Raw genomic sequence first — 20659 nt, 5'->3', positions numbered from 1 at the left:
GTTCGGGTCATCGGAAGTGGGGCAGCGAGCGCAGGGCACCCTCCGGGATCGTCACGCGCTCCGAGGGGCATCCTTCGCGGGTTCCAGGTAATTCGATGCGGAATGATCCACGGCTGTACAGTCTTCCCCGCTGGGGCGTGACCCGGTGGCTGACCGATGCGGGCCGCGACGTACCGGAGGAGATCCGCACCGCCCTGATCGGGAGCCTGTTCGGTACGCTTCCAATCTTCGCCGGCGGCGTCCTGAACACCCTCTCGGTCTCGACGCTCGTCGCCTGCCGGAATCCACAGCCGCAGTTCCTGATCTGGTGCGTCCTCGAGTTCGGTATCTGCCTCGCCCGTCTCCTGGTGCTCATGGTCGCGCAGCGGGCTGCCGTCGCCGGCCGCAGGACGCCCACGGACCTCTACATCCTGCTCGGCCTCGCCTGGGCCGCGAGCGTCGGCTACGGAACCTTCATCAGCCTCGTCAGCGGGGATTGGGTCGTCGCGACCCTGGCGTGCCTCTCCGCAGCGGCGATGGTCGGGGGCATCTCGTTCCGGAACTTCGGAGCGCCGCGGCTGGCGGGCGCGATGATCGTCCTGACGCTCGGCTCCTGCTGTCTCGCCGCGCCCTTCACGGGCGAGCCGCTCCTCTTCATCACCTTCCTGCAGATCCCGTTCTACCTCGCCAGCATGAGCGCGGCCGGATTCCGTCTGAACCGGATGCTGGTCGCCACCATGCAGGCCGAGCGCGACCAGGCGTTCCGGGCCCAGCACGACAGCCTGACCGGCCTGCTGAACCGGGCCGGCCTCGCGGAAGCGATCATCGCACGGCGCGACGGGCTCGCCGCCCTCCTGTATCTCGACCTCGATGGCTTCAAGGCCATCAACGACACCCACGGCCACGGCACGGGCGACCAGTTGCTCCAGGCGGTCGCGGAGCGCCTTCGGAAGAGCGCGAGGCCGCAGGATGCGGTCGCGCGCATCGGAGGCGACGAGTTCGTCGTCCTCACCGACGTGCTGGCCCCCACGGCGCTGCTCGCCTTCAGCGAGCGGATCGTCGCCGGGATCTCCGTCCCCTTCACCCTGGAGTCCGACCGGACGGTGACGGTGGGCGTCAGCATCGGCATCGCCCTGGCTCCCGAGCATGGCACCGATCTGGCGGGCCTGCTCTCCGCCGCCGACGAAGCCCTCTATGCCGCCAAGGCCCTGGGGAAGAGCCGGAGCGCCCTCGCGTCGGTCCGCGCGGCGGCCTGAGCCGCACCGGGCGACAGCGGGAGCCTTCCACACACGCAGGCGGCCTGGAAGCGCGACCGAGATCCGGGGCGGTCCCGGGATCAGGCCCGCCGGGGCCTCCGGCCGAGCGGAGGCAAACCGCATCGACCGACCGGCCCGAACCCAATGGGGCGACCCGCCGCCGGGTCCGAGGCCGCCGTCCCTCCTATTCCGCCGCGGCGATCGCGCGGGAGGCCGCCGGCCGCGTGAGCGCGAAGAAGGCGAGGGCGGCGGCGAAGATCACGGCGCCGAAGGCCGCGGCGGTCCCGAGCACGACGCCGAAGCCGCCGCGGTCGTGCAGCAGGCCGATGATCGGCACCACGAATCCGCTGACGGTGAAGCCGAGGAAGTAGCGCACACTGTAGGCCCTGGCACGGTAGAGCGGCGGCACGTAGCGGGCCACCATCGCGTCGTTGATGACGACCTGCCCGTAGAGCGCCGCCATGGTCAGCACCAGTCCGGCGAGGAGGGGGACGCCGGTGCTCAGCGCCGCGAGGGCGAGGCCGAGCGGTTGGAGGGCGGACAGGCCGAGGAAGAGCGCCGGCAGGCTGAAGCGGTCGATGAGGCGGCCCATCAGCAGCTGCGTCAGGGCTCCGAAGACGAAGACGAGGGTGGCCACCGAGCCGATCAGCAGGAGGGGCAGGCCGTCGCCGACACGCTCGTCCACCACCTTGGGCAGGGCGATCGTGGTGATGTTGAAGGTCATCCCGCCCGCTACGATCGCGACGGCGAAGACCACGAGCAGGGGAATCGGGCGTGCCACTGGGACGATGGGCTTGGCTCCCGCCTTGCCCTGCGATCCGGCGCCGTCGCCGGGTACGAGGGCCAGGAACGCCGCGCCGCAGGCGAGGCAGAACAGGCCCGGCACGATGAAGGCCGCCTGCCACCCGAACGCGGTGGCGAGGAGCGCCGTCACGCCCGAGGCGGTGGCGGCGCCGAGATTCCCCCAGACGCCGTTCACGCCGAGATCGCGCCCGAGGCGGTGCGCATGGGTCACCAGCATGGTCGAACCGACGGGATGGTAGATCGCGGAGGCGAGCCCGAGCACGCAGAGCCACACCATGAACGCCGTCGGGCTGCGCGCGCTCGCCACCCCGAGGCAGGACAGGCCGTAGCCGAGGAAGAACACCGCCAGCAGGGTCCGGCGCCCGAACCGGTCGGCGAGCCAGCCCATCGGCAGGGCGCAGAGGCCGAAGGCCACGAAGGCGCCGGTGGCGAGCCTGATCAGTTCGCCGTAGCCGAGGCCGGTCTGGGCCGCGATCGCGATCACGGCCGTGGGGTAGATCAGCAGGACGAAGTGATCGAGCGCGTGTGCCACGTTGACGAAGCGCAGGGTGCGGCGGGACAGGGTCTCGGCGTCCATCGGTCGGGGATCTCCTCTGGCGGGCTCCTGCTCGGATTCCCGCCCCGGCCGCCCTCTGGGGGGCTTGTCTCCCGTCTACCTGACCCGTTGAATGGTGTCGGGCCGAAGATGTACGCAATCGGGCCAGGGGAGGGGCCATGCGTTCGATCCGCGCCGAGGACTACCAAGATGTCCCACGGGCCGTCGCGGTGATGCCCAAGACCTTCGCGGCCGGCAGCAGCACGGACCGGCATCACCATCCGCGGGCGCAGCTGCTCTACGCCACCGCAGGGCTGATGATGGCGACCGCCGAGGACGGGACCTGGGTCGTGCCGGAGGGCCATGCCCTATGGATCCCGCCGGGCCTGCCGCACGCGGTCGTCATGCACGGACATGCGGCGATGTGCTCGGCCTACCTCGCCGTGGAGGCGATCGCGGGCTTTCCCCCTCGGGCCCGGGTGATCGAGGTCTCGGCCCTGCTCGCTGCGGCGCTGGCCGCCCTGACGCACGAGCCCGTTCTCTATGACGAGGCCGGCCGCGGCGGCCACCTGGCGGCGCTCATCCTCGATGAGATCGGGCGCGCCGCCGAGACGCGCCTGACCCTTCCCCTGCCGCGCGACCCCCGCCTCCGCCGGGTCTGCCTCGGCTTGATCGACGATCCCGCCCGGGCGTTCGACCTCGACGCCTGGGCCGAGCGGGGCGGTCTGAGCCGCCGGACGCTGACGCGGGGCTTTCGGCGGGAAACGGGTCTCACCTTCGGCCAGTGGCGGGCACGGGCCCGCGTCGTGCGCGCCCTGGCGCTCACCGCGGATGGCCGAACCCCGCGTCAGGTCGCGGCCTCCGTGGGGTACCGAAGCCTCCAGGCCTTGCGCGGCAGGACCGAGGCCTTGGTCGGCGGCGTGCGGGAAGTCTGACGAGGCCGTCTGCCGTGGACGATGCGTCCGAGGTCGGCAGGCGATGGCAACGAAAAACCCGCCCGGCAGCGCCGGGCGGGTTTCCTGACAGTTCCGTCGAAGTCAGGCGATCAGCAATCGTCACCCTTCTTGCCGAGATCCTGGTTGGCGCCGGCATTGTTCATGGCACCCACGGTCCCGGGGGAGGCGGGCTGCTGGCCGCCCGCGAGGTTCTTGCTGGACGTTCCGACCCCGCCGCCCTGATCGTTCTTGGCGTCCGAACCGGGCTTGTCGCCGACCATCTGGTTGGCACCCACGTTGTTCATCGCGCCCACCGTTCCGGGCGAGGCGGGCTGCTGGCCGCCGGCGAGGTTCTTGCTGCCCTGATCGACCGCGGAACTCTTGTCGTTCGAAGCCTGCTGCCCGGGGCTGTTGCCCTTCGTCGAGCCCGTGTTGCAGGGGGCGGCGAGGGCAGTCCCAGCCGTGAGCGCGAAAATGGCGGCAGCGCCGGCAATCGTCGAGAGTTTCACTTGGCGTTCCTCCAGAGATGATATCGGGAAGTATAATTCTGCTCTGGAAATTCGGTTCCCACCCCTTTGGATGGTTCGGCAACCGGATTTGCCGAGATATCGCCAACCGATCGGCCGGAATGTCCCACCGGCCGGGCTGCCCTGCGAAGACGAACCGCTCTCGCCGGTCGGTTTGCCGTCACTGCGCGATCTCGCTTCGAAAACACCGGATCCCGAGACCCGGGTCCCTGCAGCCCTGTCGCGGTCGAGGCCTGGACCCGCCGCGACAGGGCTTGGGTTCGGCAGAACGTCCGGGATCAGCCGAAGATGCCGTCGTTGAGGACGGGGCGGTTCTCCACGAGGCCGAACTGCAGGTAATGCTGCATCGGATCGTAGCCGGCCTGGGCCACGTCCGGGTTGGCCTTCAGGTAGGCCTTGGTGTCGAAGTCGGCCGCCGGATCACGCCCTTCCCGGATACCGAAGGTCTCGTAGTGGTTGAGCGGGTTCATGCCGGCCTGGGCGACGTCGGCATAGGCCGCCAGGTAGCCCTTGGTGTCGAAGATCGCGTTGGGGTCGCGGCCCTCCTTCCAGCCCAGGGCGTCGAAGTGCTGGCGGGCGAAGGCGAAGGTGTCGCCCCCCGCCCGCGAGGCGGCCGCGGCCACGTCCGCGTTGGCGAGCAGGTAGTACGCCGCGTCGAAGCCGCCCTTGATGTCGATGGGCCGGCCCACCGCCGCGAAGGTCGACCGCCCCTCCGACTGGCCGAACTCGAGGTAGTGCGCCAGCGGGTTGGCCCCGGCGGCCTTCACGTCGGGATTGCGGGCGAGATAGAACTCGTTGTCGAAGGCGGCACCGGGATCGCGGCCCTCCTTCCAGCCGGTGAGCGCGTACTGCGTCAGCGGATTGGCTCCGGAGGCGGCGACATCCGGGTTGGCGGCGAGATAGCCCTTGGTCGAGAAGAACGCGTTCGGGTCGCGGCCTTCCCGAGCGCCGAACTGGGCATAGTGATCGTCGGCGTCCAGGCCCGAGGCCAGCACATCCTTGTACCGGGCGAGGTAGTACAGGTCGTTCACCAGCGGGTTGGCGTCGTTGAGGACGATGGTGGTGTCCGAGAACAGGATGCGCTCGAAGCCCCCGATCGTGTCGCGGCCCTCCGGTCCGGTGACGATGGTGAGGTTGCCGTCCTGCGTCACCTGCGCGTCGGCGAGGCGGGACTGGAAGATCAGGGCGTCGTTGCCGACCGCGCCGGCGATGCCGCCGCCGGTCAGGATGTCGTCGCCGAGGCTGTTGACGATGATGTCGTCCCCGGCACCGCCGGCCAGCACGTCGCTGAAGGGCGTGCCCTGGAGGGTGTCCGAGCCCTCCGTGCCGTTCTTGGCGAGTCCCCGCTGGAATACGGTGTCGGCGCGGGCAGCGAGGTTCTGGATGCGCGGGTCACCGGCCGGTCCGGTATCGGCGGTGCCGTAGGGTGTGACGGCATGGAACGCCTTCAGGTACTCGGCGAGGGCGTCCTGCTCGGAGCCCTTGACCGCGAAGGTCTCGGTATCGGGCAGGGAGATTGGGGTGGCGTCGCGCAGAGCGATCTTGTTCTCGCCATAGGCCGGGAAGGGATAATTGTCGCCGCCGAGACCCGGCGCCGAGGCGGTTCCGGTGGCGAGGAAGTCGAGGGTCACGACCTTGATGGCGCGCCCCGCATCGCCCACGATCTGGCCGTTCTGAACCAATGTGTCGAGGACGCGGCCGTCGGCATCGATGATCGCCGCGTTGACGATGCGCTGGCCCTCGCGGGTGACGTTGCCGTTCGTGTCGAGGGTCTGGGCCTGTTTCGTCGCGTCGAAGCTGTAGGAGATCCCACCGACCTGGGCGAACTGGCCCGGGGTCGCCCCCGGCGCCACCGCGGCGACGCCATGCTCGAGGATGCGTTCGAGCTCGGCGGCCGTGACGGTGGTGATCGCGAGGTTGTTGTTGAAGCGCAGTGAGTTGGTGACGTCGAGCTGCGAGATGTCGCCGGCCTGCTTGCCGGCCGAGGGATTGGCCGCCGGGGGCAGTTCCGCGGTGGTCCCGCCCGTGGTCGAGAAGGAGCCGATCGAGTCGCGGATGCCGCCGCCGTTCTTGATCGAGACCGTGACGCCGGCATCGAACTGCTTAGCATACCAGAGATTCGCGTCCGACGAGAGGTCGCCGAGATTGGTCTCCTCGGTGCGGACCTCGCCGCGCCGGCCCTCCAGGTAGACGCTGGTGCGGCCGAGGATGTTGCCGTCCTGCTGGCGGATCACGTCGGCGATGCCGGCCGTCTCCTGGACGCCGTCGTTGTCGGCGTCGAGACCCTCGATCACCTCGCGGACGAGGAAGCCCTTGGCTCCGGGGGTGAAGGCGGCGGCCGTCGAGCCGTAGAGCACGGCCACGCTGGCGTCGTCCACCGCCACGGCGCCGCTGGTGGCCGTGTTCACCGAGTTCCGAATGATGTTGCCCTGCTCGTCGAAGGTGACGGTGAGACGGCCCACGTAGGAATACTCGGAGGCGGTGTTCACCAGGGCGAGGGTCTGGCCGCTGGCATTGGTGAAGAATTGCGGATAGCCGCCGGCGGCCGTGTCGCCGGGAAGCAGCCGGTCGTCGCCATCCGCCAGCAGGGTGTGCGAGCCGCCGCCGATGAGCACGTCGACGTTGCGCAGAAGCGGCGCCAGGGCCTGCTCGTTGGCGAGCTGCTGCAGGTGGGTGCCGACGATGACCTTGTTCACGTCCGGATTGGCCGCGAGCACCCGGTCGACCTCGGCGTTGATCTGGCGTGCCAGCAGGGCGATGTCGTCCCGGCCGGTGAAGCCGTCCAGCGTGACGTTGCCCAGCGTCGTCAGCAGGGGCTCCAGCTGGGTGGTGGCGCCCACGAAGGCGATCTTCTCGCCGTTCTCCACGAGGATGGTGGACTTGGCGATCTTGTCCGCGCCGGTGCCGGTCTGGGTCGAGGTCGGCCCGGTCTGGGCGAAGGTGGCGTTGGAGACGTTCGGGTTGACGAGGCCGGAGAGCGCCGCCTCCCGCGAGAAGGTGAGGTTGGCGGAGAGGTAGGGGAACTGGGCGCCGACCCAGGTGTCGTCGGCGTTACCCGGCATCGAGCCGAGATTGGCGCCGATGATGTTGGCGACTTCCGTGGGGCCGGAATCGAATTCGTGGTTGCCGAACACCGCCGCCTGGACGCCGATGATGTTCTGAATCGTGACGTCGGCCCGGCCGACGGAGGCCGCGAGCTTGGTGTAGGCGGCCGAGCCCGTGAGACCGTAGAGCTGGTTGTAGACGCCGTTATAGGTCGCGGCGAGTTGCGGATCGGCCCCCGCGATGAAGAACGGGCCGGGGATCCAGCCGTCCCCGGTGGAGAGAGTGATCGAGTTCGGGGTCGCATCCTCGAGCTTGTCGACGATGGCGGCGAAGTTCGCCGCGCGCTGCGTGGCGAGGAGGCCGGCCTCCCAGTCGGAGGCGTGCAGGATCTGGAGCGTGTAGGTCATGGCCGGCGGGGTCTCCGTCGTGAAGTCGAGTTGGTCCTGGGGGATGCCGGCGAAGGCGTTGCCGGCGGTATCGAGGAGGGCGCCCGCCGGGACGATCACGTCGTAGGCGGTGCCGGCCTTGAGATCGGCGCCCGGGTCGATCGTCACCGTGGCGCCGCTGATCGAGACCTGGGAGGTGTCGCCGACCGCGATGGCGCGGGTGTCGCCGGACCCGTCGGTGATCGTGATCGTGCCGGTGCCGGCCTTCACCGCCTCGCTGAGCGTCAGGACGATGTTGGCGCCCACCGCGACCTTGAGGGCATCGTCCGCCGGCGTCGCGGAGACGAGGCGCGGCGCGGTCTGGTCGAGCTTGAGGCCGACCAGGATCGGATCGTGGTCGGATTCGCGGGCGGGGACGAGCCCGTCGAAATAGCTGGCGGAGCGGCCGAAATCGAGGTTGTAGTCGATGGCGTCCGCCTCGTCGGCGTTGATGTGCCACTCGGTGACGCCGGTGACCTGGCGGTTCAGGCTGGCATTGGCCAACGCGTGGTCGAGGGCGCCGTAGGCCCCGTCGAAGACGTAGGAATAGGGGTCGGCGAGGCGGTCCTCGGCGAGGTTGGTGAAGCCGCCGACCTTGAGGATGTCGAGGGCGTCTTCCTTGATGTAGGCGTTGAAGTCGCCGAGCAGCACGACATCGCCGTCCGGCGTTCCCGTCGGCTTGAGGGCGAGCCATTTCGTGAGGGCCGTGGCGGCGAGTTCGCGCTGCTGCTGCCAGCCGCCCTGGCCGTCGCCCTGGTCGGAATCGGCTCCGGTGCCGGCGCCGCTCTTCGACTTCAGGTGATTGATGACCGCCGTGAAGTCCTCGCCGGTGGCGGTCTCGCGGAAGGTCACCGCCAGGGCGGCGCGGCTGGTGTTGGCGCCGTTGAAGATATGGCCGATCGTGCTCTGCTGGAGCAGGGCGGGATCGAAGGCCTGGACGTCCGTATCGTCGAGCTTCTCGAGGGTGGTGTTCGGCGCCAGCGAGACCTTGCTCGGCTTGTAGACGAAGCCCACCGCGATGGCGTCGCCGCCGAGGAACTGGCCCTTGTCGAGCTGGGCACCCGGCCGGACCCAATCGTAGGTGCCGGCGCCCGCGCGGGCATTGAGCTGCCCGACGAGGTATTCCAGCGCGTTGCCGGGATTGCCGGGCTGGAACTGGTTCTCCAGTTCGGTGAGGCCGAACACGTCGGCCCCGGAGGCGATCACCGTGGCGACGAGCTTGGCTGTCTGGCGGTCGAACTCGGCGGCAGTGTTGGCGCCGCGCGGGTCGAGGCCGATGGCGGTCTTCACGCCCGTGGCGGAGCCGTCGCTGTCGAGGGTGCGAAAGTAGTTCAGCACGTTGAGGCTGCCGACCTTCAGGCTGCCGCCGACATCGTCGGGGGCGGCCGGACGCGCATTGGTCCTGGCGAAGCTGTTGTCGCCGTCGTCGATCGCGCGGACCCGGTAGGCATTGGCGGGGCCGTAGCCGAGCACGCCCGTGAGGCTCGTCACCGTGTCACCCATCCGGGGGGCGGTGGCGGTGGCATAGGCTGGGCCGAACCCGTCGAGGCGATCGACCGGCTGATTCTGGACGTTGAGCCCGTCGTCGTAGGTGATCGAGCGGGACGCGACCTGCGCGAGATACGCCGCGTAGGCAGCGGCGTTCGGCTCGAATTCGTTGGTGAAGGTCTCCGGGCGCCCGCCGGCCGCGAGGCGGATCTCGTTGAAGCGGTCGAGGTTGAACTGCTCGGTGATGGTCAGCGCCTGACCGAACCGGACGAGCATGCCCTCGTAGCGCTCAAGGTCGGGTTGCGCCGTGGTGCCGGCGCCGATCGTGGCGGCGGCGGGCAGGTCGACCACCGTCGCGGCGGCCTTCAGGGCGGCGACCGAGATCGCTCCGGCCTGGACGACCTGGATCTGCCTGGCGTCGGTGACCATGATCTGGGTTTCGCCGCCGAACTCGCCGACGGTCCCGGTGACCCGGACGCGGTCGCCCTCCTGCAGGTCCTTCAGCAGGTTGCCCGCGCCCTCGTAAACGAACACCCCCTCGGAGGTCAGCGGGCTGCCGTCCGCGTCCGTGGCTTCCTCCTGCAGGTAGAACCCGCCGAGGTTGCGCTTGGCGTCGCCGTCGCCGGTCTGGAAGTCGCCGACGACGATGGCCTCCACCGTGACGGTGCGGCCGGCGAGGGGGCTCGCGGTCCCGGCGCCCTGGATGGCGGAGATCAGGGTGACGTCGTCGTTGAGGAGGGTGCCGGTGGCCACCGTTCCGCTCCCGGCGAGCGCCGCCGTCACGCCGCTCTGACCGGCGCTGGCGCTCTTGAGCGTGACGGTGAAGCCCTCGGCGGCCTCGGGCAGCGCATCGCCCTGGACCGTGACGGTGACGACGGCCGAGGCCGCGCCCGCCGGGATGGTGCCGGCGATGGTCGCCGGCAGGGTGGGACCGCCGGCGAAATCCGCGCCATCCGCCCCCGCACCGGTGAGTTCCGCCGTGAAGGCGAGGCTGCCCAGCGTGCCGCCCGTGCGCTCCACCGTGAAGGCGAAGGTGGTGGTGCCGGCATCGCCCTCGGCCTTGGCCAGGGCGAGGGAGCCCGGCTGGAAGGCGAGGGTCTGGGTAAAGCCCTGGGTCAGGGCGGCGTAGAGGGTGGCCCCTCCGCCGGCCTCGTTGGCGGTGACGAGGAGCGGCGTGCCGGTGGGGTTGCGGTCGGCGGCGATGAAGGTCAGCACCTCCGGACCGAGATCGGCCGAGACGCCCGCCAGGGGTGGCACGTACGAAACATAGGAAGCCGTCTCGGGGGTGGTGACGTCGTAGACGATCACGCCGCTCTGGCGCTCCAGGCCGACGAAGGCGTAGGTGCGGCCGTTGACGGTGCCGATGGTGACGCCCTCGGGCTCGGGGCCCTTGTTGTCGGAGCGGTCGTCGGGCGTGTTGGCCACGACCTGGTCGTTGTTGAAGCGCTGCGGGTCGAGGTTCGCGAAGATCTTCTCGAACTCGCCACCGGTCTCGCGCACCTTGGTCAGCCCGCCGTCGGCCTCCTGACGGAAGATCGAGATGCTGCGGCCGCCGAGGGTGTTGAGCTGGTCGATCACGCCGTCGTTGTCGGTGTCGCCCGTGCGCAGCAGGACGTTGAGGCGGGCATAGGCCGGGTCGGCTTTCAGCACCTGCAGCGCCGGGGTGAGGCGGCTGTTGGCGATGCTGGAGAGGCGGGCCACGTCCGCCAAATCGTCGGCGCCGCCGATGACGCGCTGGTCGCCCTCGTTGGCGGTGACGACGTAGGTCACGCCGTTCACGGCGAAGCTCGCCGCGGCGTCGGGCTGGAGCAGGCCGTAGATCGGCGCGGCGGCGGGCGTGTTGGCGATGCGGATCGAGGCCGTGCCGCCCACGCCGTCGCGGTCGGAGGCGTCGAACTCGTTGCCGGACAGCGAATGGTTAACGGAGCCGAGCGGCTGGATCGCGATCGGGGCGGTGCCGGGATTGGCCAGGTCGATCACCGCGATCCCGTTGACCTCCTGCAGGGTCACGTAGGCGAAGCGGTTGTCGGGGGAGAGGGCGATGTATTCGGGCTCGATGTCGGCGGCCGCACTCTTGCCCGGGGTGATCGCGAGCCCCTTGGCGCGCAGGACCGCCTCGCTGCCGTCGAGGGCCTCGAAGCCCACGGTGGCGCTGACGCCGGCATTGGCCGCGCCGCCGGAGAGATTGAGGATCGAGACGCTGCCGACGGGGTTGATGGCGCCCGTGAACTGCTCGCCCTCGTTGGCGACGAGGAGCTTCGTACCGTCGCCGGTGAAGACGATCTGATCGGGCCCGACGCCGACCGTCACAGACTTCAGCAGGGTACCGGCCCGGTCGAACAGGGCGACGCGGCCGGGCTGGTCGCCGGAGACGTTGGCGTACGCCACCGCGACGACGCCGTTGGAGACCGCCACCGAATTCACCGAACCGTACTGGTCGAGGCCGGCGAGCCGGATCTCGCCGGACTTCGCCAGGGTGCCGTCGGCGCCGAGGGCGACGATCTCGATCCGGTTCTCGTTGGTGTTCTGGATATAGAGGCTGCCGGTGGTGCGGTCATAGGCCACCACCTCGGCATTGGCCGCGGCGGCGGTGGCCGGGTCGTTGGTGGTGGCGTAGCTGCCCAGGCGCACGAGCTGAAGGGCGCCGATGGGGGAGGGGGGAGTCGTCGCGGTCGCCCCCTGGAAGCCCTGGAGCGAGGCCGCCGCATCGAACACCGCGACGCCGTTGATCACGGTGGCGGCGTCGTCGTTGACGATGGTCCCGACCGCCGCGCCGTCGGCGACGGCGGCGCCGACGACGTTGGTCACCCGCAGCGCGAAGGTCTCGCCGGCCTCGAAGAACCGGTCTCCGATCACCGGCACGGTGATCGTGGCGGACGTGGCACCGGCCGCGATGGTCTGTCCGGTCAGGGCCCTGGCGACGTAGTCGGAGCCGGCCTGGGCGGTGCCGTCGGCGGTGGCGAGGTCGAAGGTCACGCCGCCGGCCGGGGCGGGGGCGTCGAGCGAAACCGTGAAGGTCAGGCTGGCCGTGCCCGCCTGGCCCTCGATCACCTGCGCATCGGCGATCGACAGGGCCGGCAGGCTGACGGCCGCGCTCAGGCTCGACACCGCGATGTCGTCGATCCCGATCCACTCGTCGTTGCCGACGGCGTTGGTGGTGAGGATGCGGACCTGGAGACTTGCCGCGCCATCGGCGTCGGCCGGCAGGGTGAGGCTGACGGGGGTCACCTGCGAGGCGCTGCCCTGGGTGGCGGCATCGGCCACGAACCCGGCTGGCAGGTTCTTCCAGGCCCCGATGTCGGTCCGATACTGGACGGCGATGGGCTGCACGGCGTTGTCGGCCGAATCGTCGATGTCGCGGGCGTTGAAGGCCACCGTCACGTTCCGGCGCCCGGTGGCATCGAGGGAGATGACGAGATTCGGCGCATCCGCCGTGCCCGAGCCCTGCAGGGCGACGGTCGGGTCGGGGAGCGCGAACTCGGCGACGCCGCCGGAGCCCAGCGTGCCGGGATTGGTCTGGTTGGCGACCACGTCCACGTCGTTCGGCAGCGCCGAATCGCCGGTCACGACCTGCGGATCGGCGCCCGTGCCGGTGGTCAGATCCTGGCCCAGGTACCCGACGATGGCTGGCACCCGGGTCCAGTCGTCGTTCGTCGTGATCGCGCCGGTATCCGTCCAGTCCTGGAGCAGGGAACCGTTCGCGAGGACGTGCGGCGTCGTGTTCATGCGGATACTCTGCGGAGGGGACGCGTCGGCGACCGACGCCCGGTTCGCGGACCTGCACGGCCATTCGGCGGTACAGGGTGCGATCCGCCGTCCCGCTGGTCTCACAGCATCGGAAGGCAGGCCGCCCTGCCGCGTCAGGACAGATCAGGCACGGGCAGCGAATAGATCCGCCGGATGACAGATCGATGAAAACAAGCTCGCCGATCGACTTGCAGAACGATCAGGTCGCGGCAAAGTATTCTCCGTCCCGGGATTGGACTTGCTCTCAGATTTTAATCCGCCACGATCGACGTATTTTTGTATGCGCTGGGGACTGTACCGACGAGGGTGGACGCGGAGGCTGACGGGCCCGCCTCGCGGTCAGGCTGCGGTCGGGGGTGAGGATTCGGGGGCGGCCACGATCCCGGCACCACACCGCGGGTGTTCGCGCCACAGCGGGCGGCCCGCCACATCAGCGATGGCCGCGGGATGCGAGGCGCATCCGATGAAGCCGGGACACACGGATTCTGGGCGTTCGCCACGGCGCCGCTTCGGGCGGCATCGCGCGCGACGAGCACCGCCGAGACGCGTCCCATCCGCCGGCGCCTTGACGCGCTGCGGCGAAGTTCGCCACATCGGCCCGACCCGGGAGCCCTCGAATGACCGCATCGTCCTACAACCCCCCATGCGGCGGCCTGCCGCCTCAGACCGCGCTGATGACGGGCCGGGCCGTCTTCACCGAGGCCTATGCCGTCATCCCGAAGGGCGTGATGAGCGACATCGTCACCTCCGTGCTGCCGTTCTGGGAAGGCACACAGGCCTGGATGCTGGCCCGCCCGCTCTCGGGCTTCTCCGAGACCTTCGCGCAGTACCTCGTGGCGATCGCCCCCGGCGGAGGCAGCGAGCGGCCCGAGCCGGACCCGGAGGCCGAGGGGGTCCTGTTCGTGGTGGAGGGGCAGGCCCGCCTCGTCCTCGACGGCCGGACCCACGCCCTGACACCCGGCAGCTACGCCTACCTGCCGCCCGGCGCCACCTGGAGCCTGCGCAACGACGGGGCCGGACCCGCCCGGCTCCATTGGATCCGCAAGGCCTACATGCGGGTGCCGGGCATCGAGGTTCCACCGGCCTTCGTCACGCATGAATCCGCCGTCACCCCGGCGCCGATGCCCGGCACCGACGGGGCCTGGGCCACCACCCGCTTCGTCGCCTCCGACGACGTGCGCCACGACATGCACGTCAACATCGTCTCCATGCGCCCGGGCGCCTCGATCCCCTTCGAGGAGACGCATGTGATGGAGCACGGGCTGTTCGTGCTGGAGGGCAAGGCGGTCTACCGGCTCAACCGCGACTGGGTCGAGGTGGAGGCCGGCGACTTCATGTGGCTACGCGCCTACTGCCCGCAGGCCTGCTACGCCGGCGGCCCCGGCCCCTTCCGCTACCTGCTCTACAAGGACGTCAACCGGCACGCCCCGCTGGCCCCGTTCCGATGAGCGACCGCCGGATCGTCGCCGAGCCGCTGACGGCCGAGGCCTTCGCCCCCTTCGGCACGGTGATCGACAGGGCCGCCGTCGCGCCGCGCCCGATGAATGCCGGCAAGGCGCGCCGTTTCCACGACCTCGCGCAAGTGCGGGTGGCGGGCGAGGACGGGCACGTAGTGATCGGCTATGTCGAGGCCGAGCCCTACGCGCTGCCCCTCCCCGTCAGCCTCGTCGAGCGCCATCCGCTGGGGGCGCAGGCCTTCCTGCCTCTGAACGCCGCCCCCTTCCTCGTGGTGGTCTGCCCCGACGAAGGCGGCCGACCCGGCCGGCCGCGCGCCTTCGTCACCGCTCCGGGGCAGGGCGTCTGCTACGCCCTCGGCACCTGGCACGGCGTTCTGACACCGTTCGGCGCCCCCCAGGACTTCCTCGTGGTCGACCGCGGCGGTCCCGGTACGAACCTGGAGGAATACGTGTTCGAAGCGCCCTGGGAGATCCATGGGCCGGCGCGTCGCTGACGAGCGGCTCCCGCCCGGTCCGTCACCCGACCAGCACGACCGCCTTCCCGACAGAGAACGAGCGTTCGATCTCCGCGACCAGGAAGTGAGCGACATCGGCCCGGGAGATGAGGCCGTTGCGCCAGGACGATGGCGTACTGAGGATTTCGTAGCGCCCGGTCGCGGCGCCGGAAGTCAGGATCCCGGGTCGGACGAGCGTCCAGTCGAGATCGCTTCGGCGGATGCGGATTTCCTGGGCATCCTTGTCGTCATAGGCCCGGCCGAAGACCAGGCGGAACGGAATGCGCTGGAGGACGCCCATGGCGTCACGGCTGTCGCCGGCGCCGAAGCCCGTGACCGCGAGCAGGCGGCGGATGCCGGCCCTCTCCATCGCGGGTACGAGCACGTTGGTGGCCTCCGAGAACAGCGTCACCGGGCCGAGAAGGGCGCGCGTCGCAACGCCGAGAGCCTGAACCACGACGTCGATGCCCTCGAGAGCGGAGAGGACGTCCGCGGAACGAGTCGCATCGCCGGCGAACCGTTCCAGGTTCGGATCCGAAACCGGGATCTCCGCGGCGGAGCGCGCGAAGGCCCGCACCTGGTGCCGGGCGGCCAAGGCCGCCTTCACGGTCTGCAGGCCGATGCCTCGGCTGGCACCGATGACGAGGATATGGGCCATACCGGATTCCAGGGTGTGACGCGGTCGGCGGACGGAGCCGCGCCCCAGGACCATTCGGAGGGCGATCTCCGATTCGGGAAGGGCGCCCGGTCGAGACCAGGCGCCCAGGCTTCAGACCCGGACCGCCTTACCAGCGGTGGTGCCAGCCCACGTGGCGATAGCCGCCATGCCAGCCCCAGGGGCGATGATAGCCGACGTGGCGGTAGCCACCCCAGCGATGCCAGCGGGGGCCGTACCAGCCGACGCGAGGGTAGCCGTACACGATCGGACGGGCCACGATGGGGCGGTAGACGACGTTCGGGCGGCAATATCCGTAATAGCCGCGATGCCACCCGGGTCCGCACCCGTCACGAGCCTCGGCGGCACCAGCGGTGGCAGCAAGGGTACCCAACGCAAGGACGGCTGCGCCAGCAAGGTTCAGTCGCATTCGCATCTCCTCTGTTGCGATGACCCATGAACACCAGACTCATCGGAATGGTTGCGGGTCTATAGGCTGGATTTTGTAACAAAGTGTTTCAATCACCGGGTTTTGAAGGATACTCAGCTACCCGATCGAAATCGACAACAGACAAGATCTTCATGGCTGCGCGCTCAACTGGTCCTGCGCGAGGTCCAGCGCCCGGAACAGCTCACCGGCCCGGTCAGGGTCCAGAGCCCGGACCCGTCCGAGGCCCGCAGCAGGCCTTCGACGGCCACGTTCGCCAGGCCGCTGCGGATGGTGCCGACGATGCGGCCGTCCGATCCCGCTCGCCCGGAGGCATCGACACCGCTGCCGCCCGCGTCATCGACGACGCCGTTACGGATGACGATGGGATACCGGTAGGGTCCCGTGCAGCGACCGTCGTCGACGGTCGCGGTCACGGACCAGTTTCCGTCGAAGCGCGTGGCGGCTTGGGCCGCCGAGACGCCCACGACGGACAGGACCGTCGCGAGCCATCGTGAAAAGGGTCTCATGTTCTCCTCTCTGTAGGGCCGTCTCGGCGGCGGTCAGTGCTCGTCCGCGTCCCCGGCGAGGTAGCGGACCATCAGTTCACCGGTCGCCCGAACCGCATAATCTGCGGCCGTCTCGCCGGCCTGCGGCGGAACCACCTCGGTGACGGGGCGTCCGTCGAGGAGGGCGGCGAGTTCCGCGCGCGCCATCCCGGATTCGACGGCTTCGCGGACGACGCCCTCGCCGTAGGCCCGAAGGTCCGGGATGGACGGCAGGGTGGGTCGGCCGGGGGTCAGGAACGGGCTCCGGGATCGACCGGTGCCCCGGGACCGAGATCAGGGCCGATGCCGGGCTCGTCCGGGATTTCGCCCGGCAGTTCCTCGAAAGGGGCGGAGGGCTCGTCGGACCCGAGCGGGCGCTCGCCCGGATAGGGTCGCGGCGGCAGCTCGGACGGCGTGCCGCCCGGGACGGGCCCGGGCATACCGGGATAGGCCATTCGACGCTCCTCCACTGCTGTCGCGGTTTCCGCGCGATGCTCTCGAAAAGGGGGGGGTGACCTTGGGGCCGGGCCTGTGCCCGGAGCGGCACGACGCCCGGCCCTGCGGCCATGCCGGACCTGATCGGGGGGACTTACGAGGTCCGGCATAACTCTGAAGCGGTTTCGACTGCGAAGCAGTCCTGCCGTTGGCCGGCACTGGCGTCGAGATATGTGCGGCGATGCCGGGCTCAATGATGCAGATGCATCATGTCATTCAATTTTTTCCTGGTAGAAGCGGTCGCCTTTGCTTGTCGTTTTCGGGGGCCAGGAAGCCCCGGAGGGAATCCGCATCGATCAGGAGGCGCGCGTCTCGAGGACCTCCGGCTCTTAGAGCCAGCGGGCGAGGCGGCCCGCGATGACCGCGCCGATCATCGGCGCGAGCCAGAACAGCCAGAGCTGCCCCACATGCGCGCTGCCCGCGAACAGGGCCGAGCCGGTGCTGCGGGCCGGGTTGACCGAGGTGTTGGTGATCGGGATCGGGATCGGGATCAGGATTAGGTGGATCAGGACGAGCGCGAAGCCGATGGGGATGCCGGCGAACCCCACCGCCGCGCCCTTCGAGGTCGTCCCAATGATGATCATCAGGAAGCAGAACGTCGTCAGAACCTCCGCCAGCAGGCAGGCCGGCAGGGCGTCGCTGCCGGGGCTGAGGGTCCCGTACCCGTTGGCCGCGAAGGCGCCGGGCTGCCAGCCGGCCTTGCCCGAAGCGATGAGGTAGAGGATGGCCGCGCCGAGGGTCGCACCGAGGATCTGGGCGACGACGTAGGGGACCACGTGATGGTTCGCGCACCGGCCCGCGGACCACAGCCCGAGGGTCACGGCGAGATCGGCATATGCAGCGAGGTCCCTGAGCGAGGTCCGATATCCGCGCGCCTCGGCGGCGAACCGGGCTCGGGGCCTCAGGTCTGCCCGGAGGCGGGGGACGCGTCGCCGGGGGCAGGGGACGCCCCTCGGAGTGGCGTGGACGGGTTCGTCGAGATCCCGCCATAGCCGAGGGCGACAGCCTTCCAGAACGCCTCGCGCTGGTCGGGCGCGCGCTGGTGCAGGTAGCTGTCGATGGCCGCTCGGACCCACGGGGCCGGGGTCGAAGGGCGGCGCGGATGCATCCGGCGGACTCATGCCGCGCCCATCGCCTTGACCAGGCGCTCGCGGGCCCGGCTGACACGGCTCTTCACGGTGCCGGTCTGGCAGCCCAGCACGGCAGCGGCCTCGTCGTAGAGCAGGCCGTCCACCATCACGAGGAGCAGGGTCTCGCGGTGCTCGGCAGTCAGGCCGTTCAGGGCCGCCTGGAGTTGGACGAGGCCGACGCGGTGCTCCTGCTCGGGCTCGAGGCGCAGGGTAGCGGCGAAGGCACCATCGACATCCTCGACCTCGCGGCGCAGCCGTTTGCGCTGATTGATGAAGGTATGACGCAGGATCGTGAACAGCCAGGCGATCAGCCGGCTCCTCGGCTCGAACCGCGACCGGTTCTCCCAGGCCCGCATCAGGGTGGTCTGGACCAGATCGTCCGCCTCGGCCGCGTTCCGGCACTGGGAGAAGGCGTAGCGGCGCAGACGCGGGACGGCAGCGACTAGGTCGACCCGGAACGTATCGGGCACCTGCCCATCGGCTTGCGCCGCCGAGACCGCGTCGCCGAGCCGAACCAGAACCCGACCGAGCTTCGAATCCTCCTCGATGCCGTCCGGAAAGGGAAAAATCTCGTTCAGTCGTCGGCCGATCAAATCCTGGATATGCCGCGGCAATCCTTCGCCCTCCGAAGAGGACCGGAGCACTGTGACGTCTGGCTGCACGGATGATCGCCCTCTTGTCTCGAACAGACGATGATTTGCCAGCCTCATAAGGAGTGGCGGCTGCCGGAGGCTTGTGATTGGGCAATCACATTCACGTCAATGATCCAGATATACCAGACAATCGCTTGTTGAACCCGGAACCGGCCTTCCACGGACTTGTTACGAGCTGGACTTCGCGAACAGCGCAATGCGCGATGGGAGCCCCGGTGACACTCGGCGTCGACAGGCATGAACTCCGACAGATCGTTGCGGGCTTGAGCGAGGGCGTGATCCTGGTCGAGCCGGACCAGACCATCGCCTATGCCAATGCGGCGGCGCTGGAGATGCACGGGGCCGAGACCCTGGAGGAGCTGGGCGGGACGGTGGACGCCTACCGGGCGCGCTTCTCCCTGCGCTACCGCAACAACCACGCCCCCAACCATTACCCGATCGAGCGCGTGGTGGCCGGCGAGAGCTTCCACGACGTCATCGTCGAGGTGACGCGGACCGACCGGCCAGACGCCGACTTCGTCCATTCCCTGCGCAGTCTCGTCGCCACCGACCGCGACGGCCAGCCGAGCTGCCTCGCCCTCATCCTCAAGGACGTCTCGGACCAGTTCGAGGCCGAGGCGCGCTTCGAGGCCACCTTCAATGCCAACCCGGCGCCGGCCCTGATCTGCCGGCTCGCGGATCTGCGCTTCGTCAAGGTCAATCTCGGCTTCCTGGAGATGACCGGCTACACCCGCGACGCCGTCATGGGCCGCAGCGTCTACGAGGTCGACGTCCTGGCCAATGCCCGCAACCGGGACCTGGCGATCGCCCGCCTCAACAGCGGGGGCACCATCCCGCAGATGGAGGCCTGCCTCGATCTGCCCGACGGCAGCACGCGCTTCGTCATCGTGGCCGGTCAGCCGATGGAACTCGGCGACGAGCCCTGCATGCTCTTCACCTTCGCCGATCTGGAACTGCGTCGGAAGGCCGAGACGGCCCTGCGCCAGAGCGAGGAGCGCTTCGCCAAGGCGTTCCGGCTCACCCCCGTGCCCACCCTGCTGGCCCGTGCCGAGGGACTGGCGATCACCGGGGTGAACGAGGCTTTCTCCCGCGTCTTCGGCTTCGGTGCCGAGACGGTGACCGGACGCACGCTGGCCGATCTCGATCTGTGGGTCTCACCGCCCCAGCGCGACCGGTTCGAGACCGCGCTCGCCCGCACCGGCTACGTCCTGGGCCTGGAGGTCTGCCTGCGCCACGAGGACGGGGCCAATCTCGACTGCCTGGTCTCGGCCGAGCGGGTGGAGATCGGCGCGGAATCCTTCGCGCTCCTCGTCCTGCAGGACATCACCGAGCGCAAGCGCACCGAGCGCGAGCTGTTCGAGGCCATCGAGGCGGTGATGGCCGACACCTCCTGGTTCAGCCGCGGACTGATCGAGAAGCTGGCGCATCTGCGCCAGCCGGGCGCCGGCCATCAGGATGCGGTCTCGCCCAACATGACGGTGCGCGAGCGCCAGATCCTCGACCTGATCTGCGCCGGCCTCTCCGACGAGGTGATCGCCCGGCGCCTGGGTCTGTCCAAGAACACGGTCCGCAATCATGCGGCCGCACTCTACCGCAAACTGGACGTCCACAAGCGCTCGGAGGCGATCGTCTGGGGCCGCAACAACGGCTTTCCGACCGCCCCATCCGGGTAAGAAAACACGGTCTACTGGTACGTCTGCATCATTGATGGGGCGGATCGCGGACCCATCTCAACAGCCATGCACCCAGCCATGGGTGCCGCGCGGCGGTGCCGCCGAACCCTCGCCCGTCTCCCGGAGTCCTGCCATGACCGCGACGAAGCCGCCCGCCTCCGCCGCTGCCGTGAAGGGCTCGGTCAAGGAAGCCATCGGCAAGCTGATCGGCGACGGGTCGGTCGAGGCCGAGGGCCGCAGCGAGGCGCAAGGCTCCCCTGAGGGGGATGGCTTTCCGGAGGGACAAGGCGAGCCCGAGGCCCGCAGGCCCGGGGCGGACAGGCCGGGCGGGGCCGACAAGCCGGCGACCCGGCCGGCCGGTCGCTAGCGGCGGGCCTCGCCCGACC

16 protein-coding genes and 1 pseudogene are annotated in these 20659 nt (G+C 69.7%); 6 read left to right on the top strand and 11 right to left on the bottom strand.

The window, feature by feature from the left end; genetic code table 11:
• The first annotated feature begins 95 nt into the window (after positions 1–95).
• Positions 96–1235 carry a diguanylate cyclase gene (locus tag AC3WLN_RS17920; RefSeq protein WP_492483502.1) on the top strand — a complete coding sequence of 380 codons (1140 nt, stop codon included), beginning with the start codon at positions 96–98 and terminating at the stop codon, positions 1233–1235.
• A gap of 184 nt (positions 1236–1419) precedes the next feature.
• Here the strand turns inward: AC3WLN_RS17920 and AC3WLN_RS17915 are convergent, their stop codons facing one another.
• A complete protein-coding gene (locus AC3WLN_RS17915; RefSeq protein WP_492483500.1) occupies positions 1420–2616 on the bottom strand; it encodes an MFS transporter in 1197 nt (398 codons plus the stop codon).
• Positions 2617–2753: 137 nt separating this feature from the next.
• Here AC3WLN_RS17915 and AC3WLN_RS17910 point away from each other — a divergent pair, with 137 nt between their 5' ends.
• Positions 2754–3509: a helix-turn-helix domain-containing protein gene (locus tag AC3WLN_RS17910; protein WP_492483498.1), complete on the top strand. Its 756-nt coding sequence runs from the start codon at positions 2754–2756 to the stop codon at positions 3507–3509.
• 110 nt (positions 3510–3619) lie between these two features.
• Here AC3WLN_RS17910 and AC3WLN_RS17905 read toward each other — a convergent pair whose 3' ends face one another.
• The gene (locus AC3WLN_RS17905; protein WP_492483496.1) at positions 3620–4018 is read right to left on the bottom strand and encodes an exopolysaccharide production protein YjbE; all 399 of its coding nucleotides are present in this window, start codon (positions 4016–4018) and stop codon (positions 3620–3622) included.
• A 296-nt stretch (positions 4019–4314) separates the two neighbouring features.
• Positions 4315–12720, bottom strand: coding sequence for an ExeM/NucH family extracellular endonuclease (locus AC3WLN_RS17900; RefSeq protein WP_492483494.1), 8406 nt, complete (start codon positions 12718–12720; stop codon positions 4315–4317).
• 638 nt (positions 12721–13358) lie between these two features.
• On the opposite strand from AC3WLN_RS17900, the gene AC3WLN_RS17895 reads away from it, so the two are divergent.
• Complete coding sequence (locus AC3WLN_RS17895) at positions 13359–14189, top strand: bifunctional allantoicase/(S)-ureidoglycine aminohydrolase (protein ID WP_492483492.1); 831 nt, start codon at positions 13359–13361, stop codon at positions 14187–14189.
• Positions 14186–14692: an ureidoglycolate lyase gene (locus tag AC3WLN_RS17890; protein WP_492483490.1), complete on the top strand. Its 507-nt coding sequence runs from the start codon at positions 14186–14188 to the stop codon at positions 14690–14692. The genes AC3WLN_RS17895 and AC3WLN_RS17890 overlap by 4 nt, the downstream gene beginning before the upstream one ends.
• 22 nt (positions 14693–14714) lie before the next feature.
• On the opposite strand, the gene AC3WLN_RS17885 is transcribed toward AC3WLN_RS17890, so the two are convergent.
• From AC3WLN_RS17885 to AC3WLN_RS17850, 8 genes and pseudogenes are all read right to left on the bottom strand, one after another.
• Positions 14715–15350: an NAD(P)-dependent oxidoreductase gene (locus AC3WLN_RS17885; protein ID WP_492483489.1), complete on the bottom strand. Its 636-nt coding sequence runs from the start codon at positions 15348–15350 to the stop codon at positions 14715–14717.
• A 127-nt stretch (positions 15351–15477) separates the two neighbouring features.
• Positions 15478–15777: a GCG_CRPN prefix-to-repeats domain-containing protein gene (locus AC3WLN_RS17880; RefSeq protein ID WP_492483487.1), complete on the bottom strand. Its 300-nt coding sequence runs from the start codon at positions 15775–15777 to the stop codon at positions 15478–15480.
• A gap of 164 nt (positions 15778–15941) precedes the next feature.
• The gene (locus AC3WLN_RS17875) at positions 15942–16304 is read right to left on the bottom strand and encodes a hypothetical protein (protein ID WP_492483485.1); all 363 of its coding nucleotides are present in this window, start codon (positions 16302–16304) and stop codon (positions 15942–15944) included.
• Between the two features lie 33 nt (positions 16305–16337).
• Positions 16338–16490, bottom strand: a complete 153-nt coding sequence (locus tag AC3WLN_RS17870; protein WP_492483483.1) for a hypothetical protein — start codon at positions 16488–16490, stop codon at positions 16338–16340.
• Between the two features lie 83 nt (positions 16491–16573).
• Positions 16574–16777: a hypothetical protein gene (locus AC3WLN_RS17865; protein ID WP_492483481.1), complete on the bottom strand. Its 204-nt coding sequence runs from the start codon at positions 16775–16777 to the stop codon at positions 16574–16576.
• A 369-nt stretch (positions 16778–17146) separates the two neighbouring features.
• Positions 17147–17641: pseudogene (locus AC3WLN_RS17860) on the bottom strand (aquaporin); the annotation flags it as partial.
• Between the two features lie 77 nt (positions 17642–17718).
• Positions 17719–17925 carry a hypothetical protein gene (locus AC3WLN_RS17855; RefSeq protein WP_492483518.1) on the bottom strand — a complete coding sequence of 69 codons (207 nt, stop codon included), beginning with the start codon at positions 17923–17925 and terminating at the stop codon, positions 17719–17721.
• A gap of 9 nt (positions 17926–17934) precedes the next feature.
• On the bottom strand, positions 17935–18561 hold the full coding sequence (locus tag AC3WLN_RS17850) for a sigma-70 family RNA polymerase sigma factor (protein ID WP_492483479.1): 627 nt from the start codon (positions 18559–18561) through the stop codon (positions 17935–17937).
• Positions 18562–18815: 254 nt separating this feature from the next.
• Between AC3WLN_RS17850 and AC3WLN_RS17845 the strand changes: the two genes are divergently transcribed.
• A complete protein-coding gene (locus tag AC3WLN_RS17845) occupies positions 18816–20273 on the top strand; it encodes a helix-turn-helix transcriptional regulator (protein ID WP_492483477.1) in 1458 nt (485 codons plus the stop codon).
• 133 nt (positions 20274–20406) lie between these two features.
• Positions 20407–20640, top strand: coding sequence for a CsbD family protein (locus tag AC3WLN_RS17840; RefSeq protein WP_492483475.1), 234 nt, complete (start codon positions 20407–20409; stop codon positions 20638–20640).
• Positions 20641–20659: the final 19 nt, after the last annotated feature.

The organism is Methylobacterium sp. FW306-05-D, from assembly GCF_058782155.1.
This window is presented reverse-complemented; position numbering and strand designations above follow the sequence as displayed.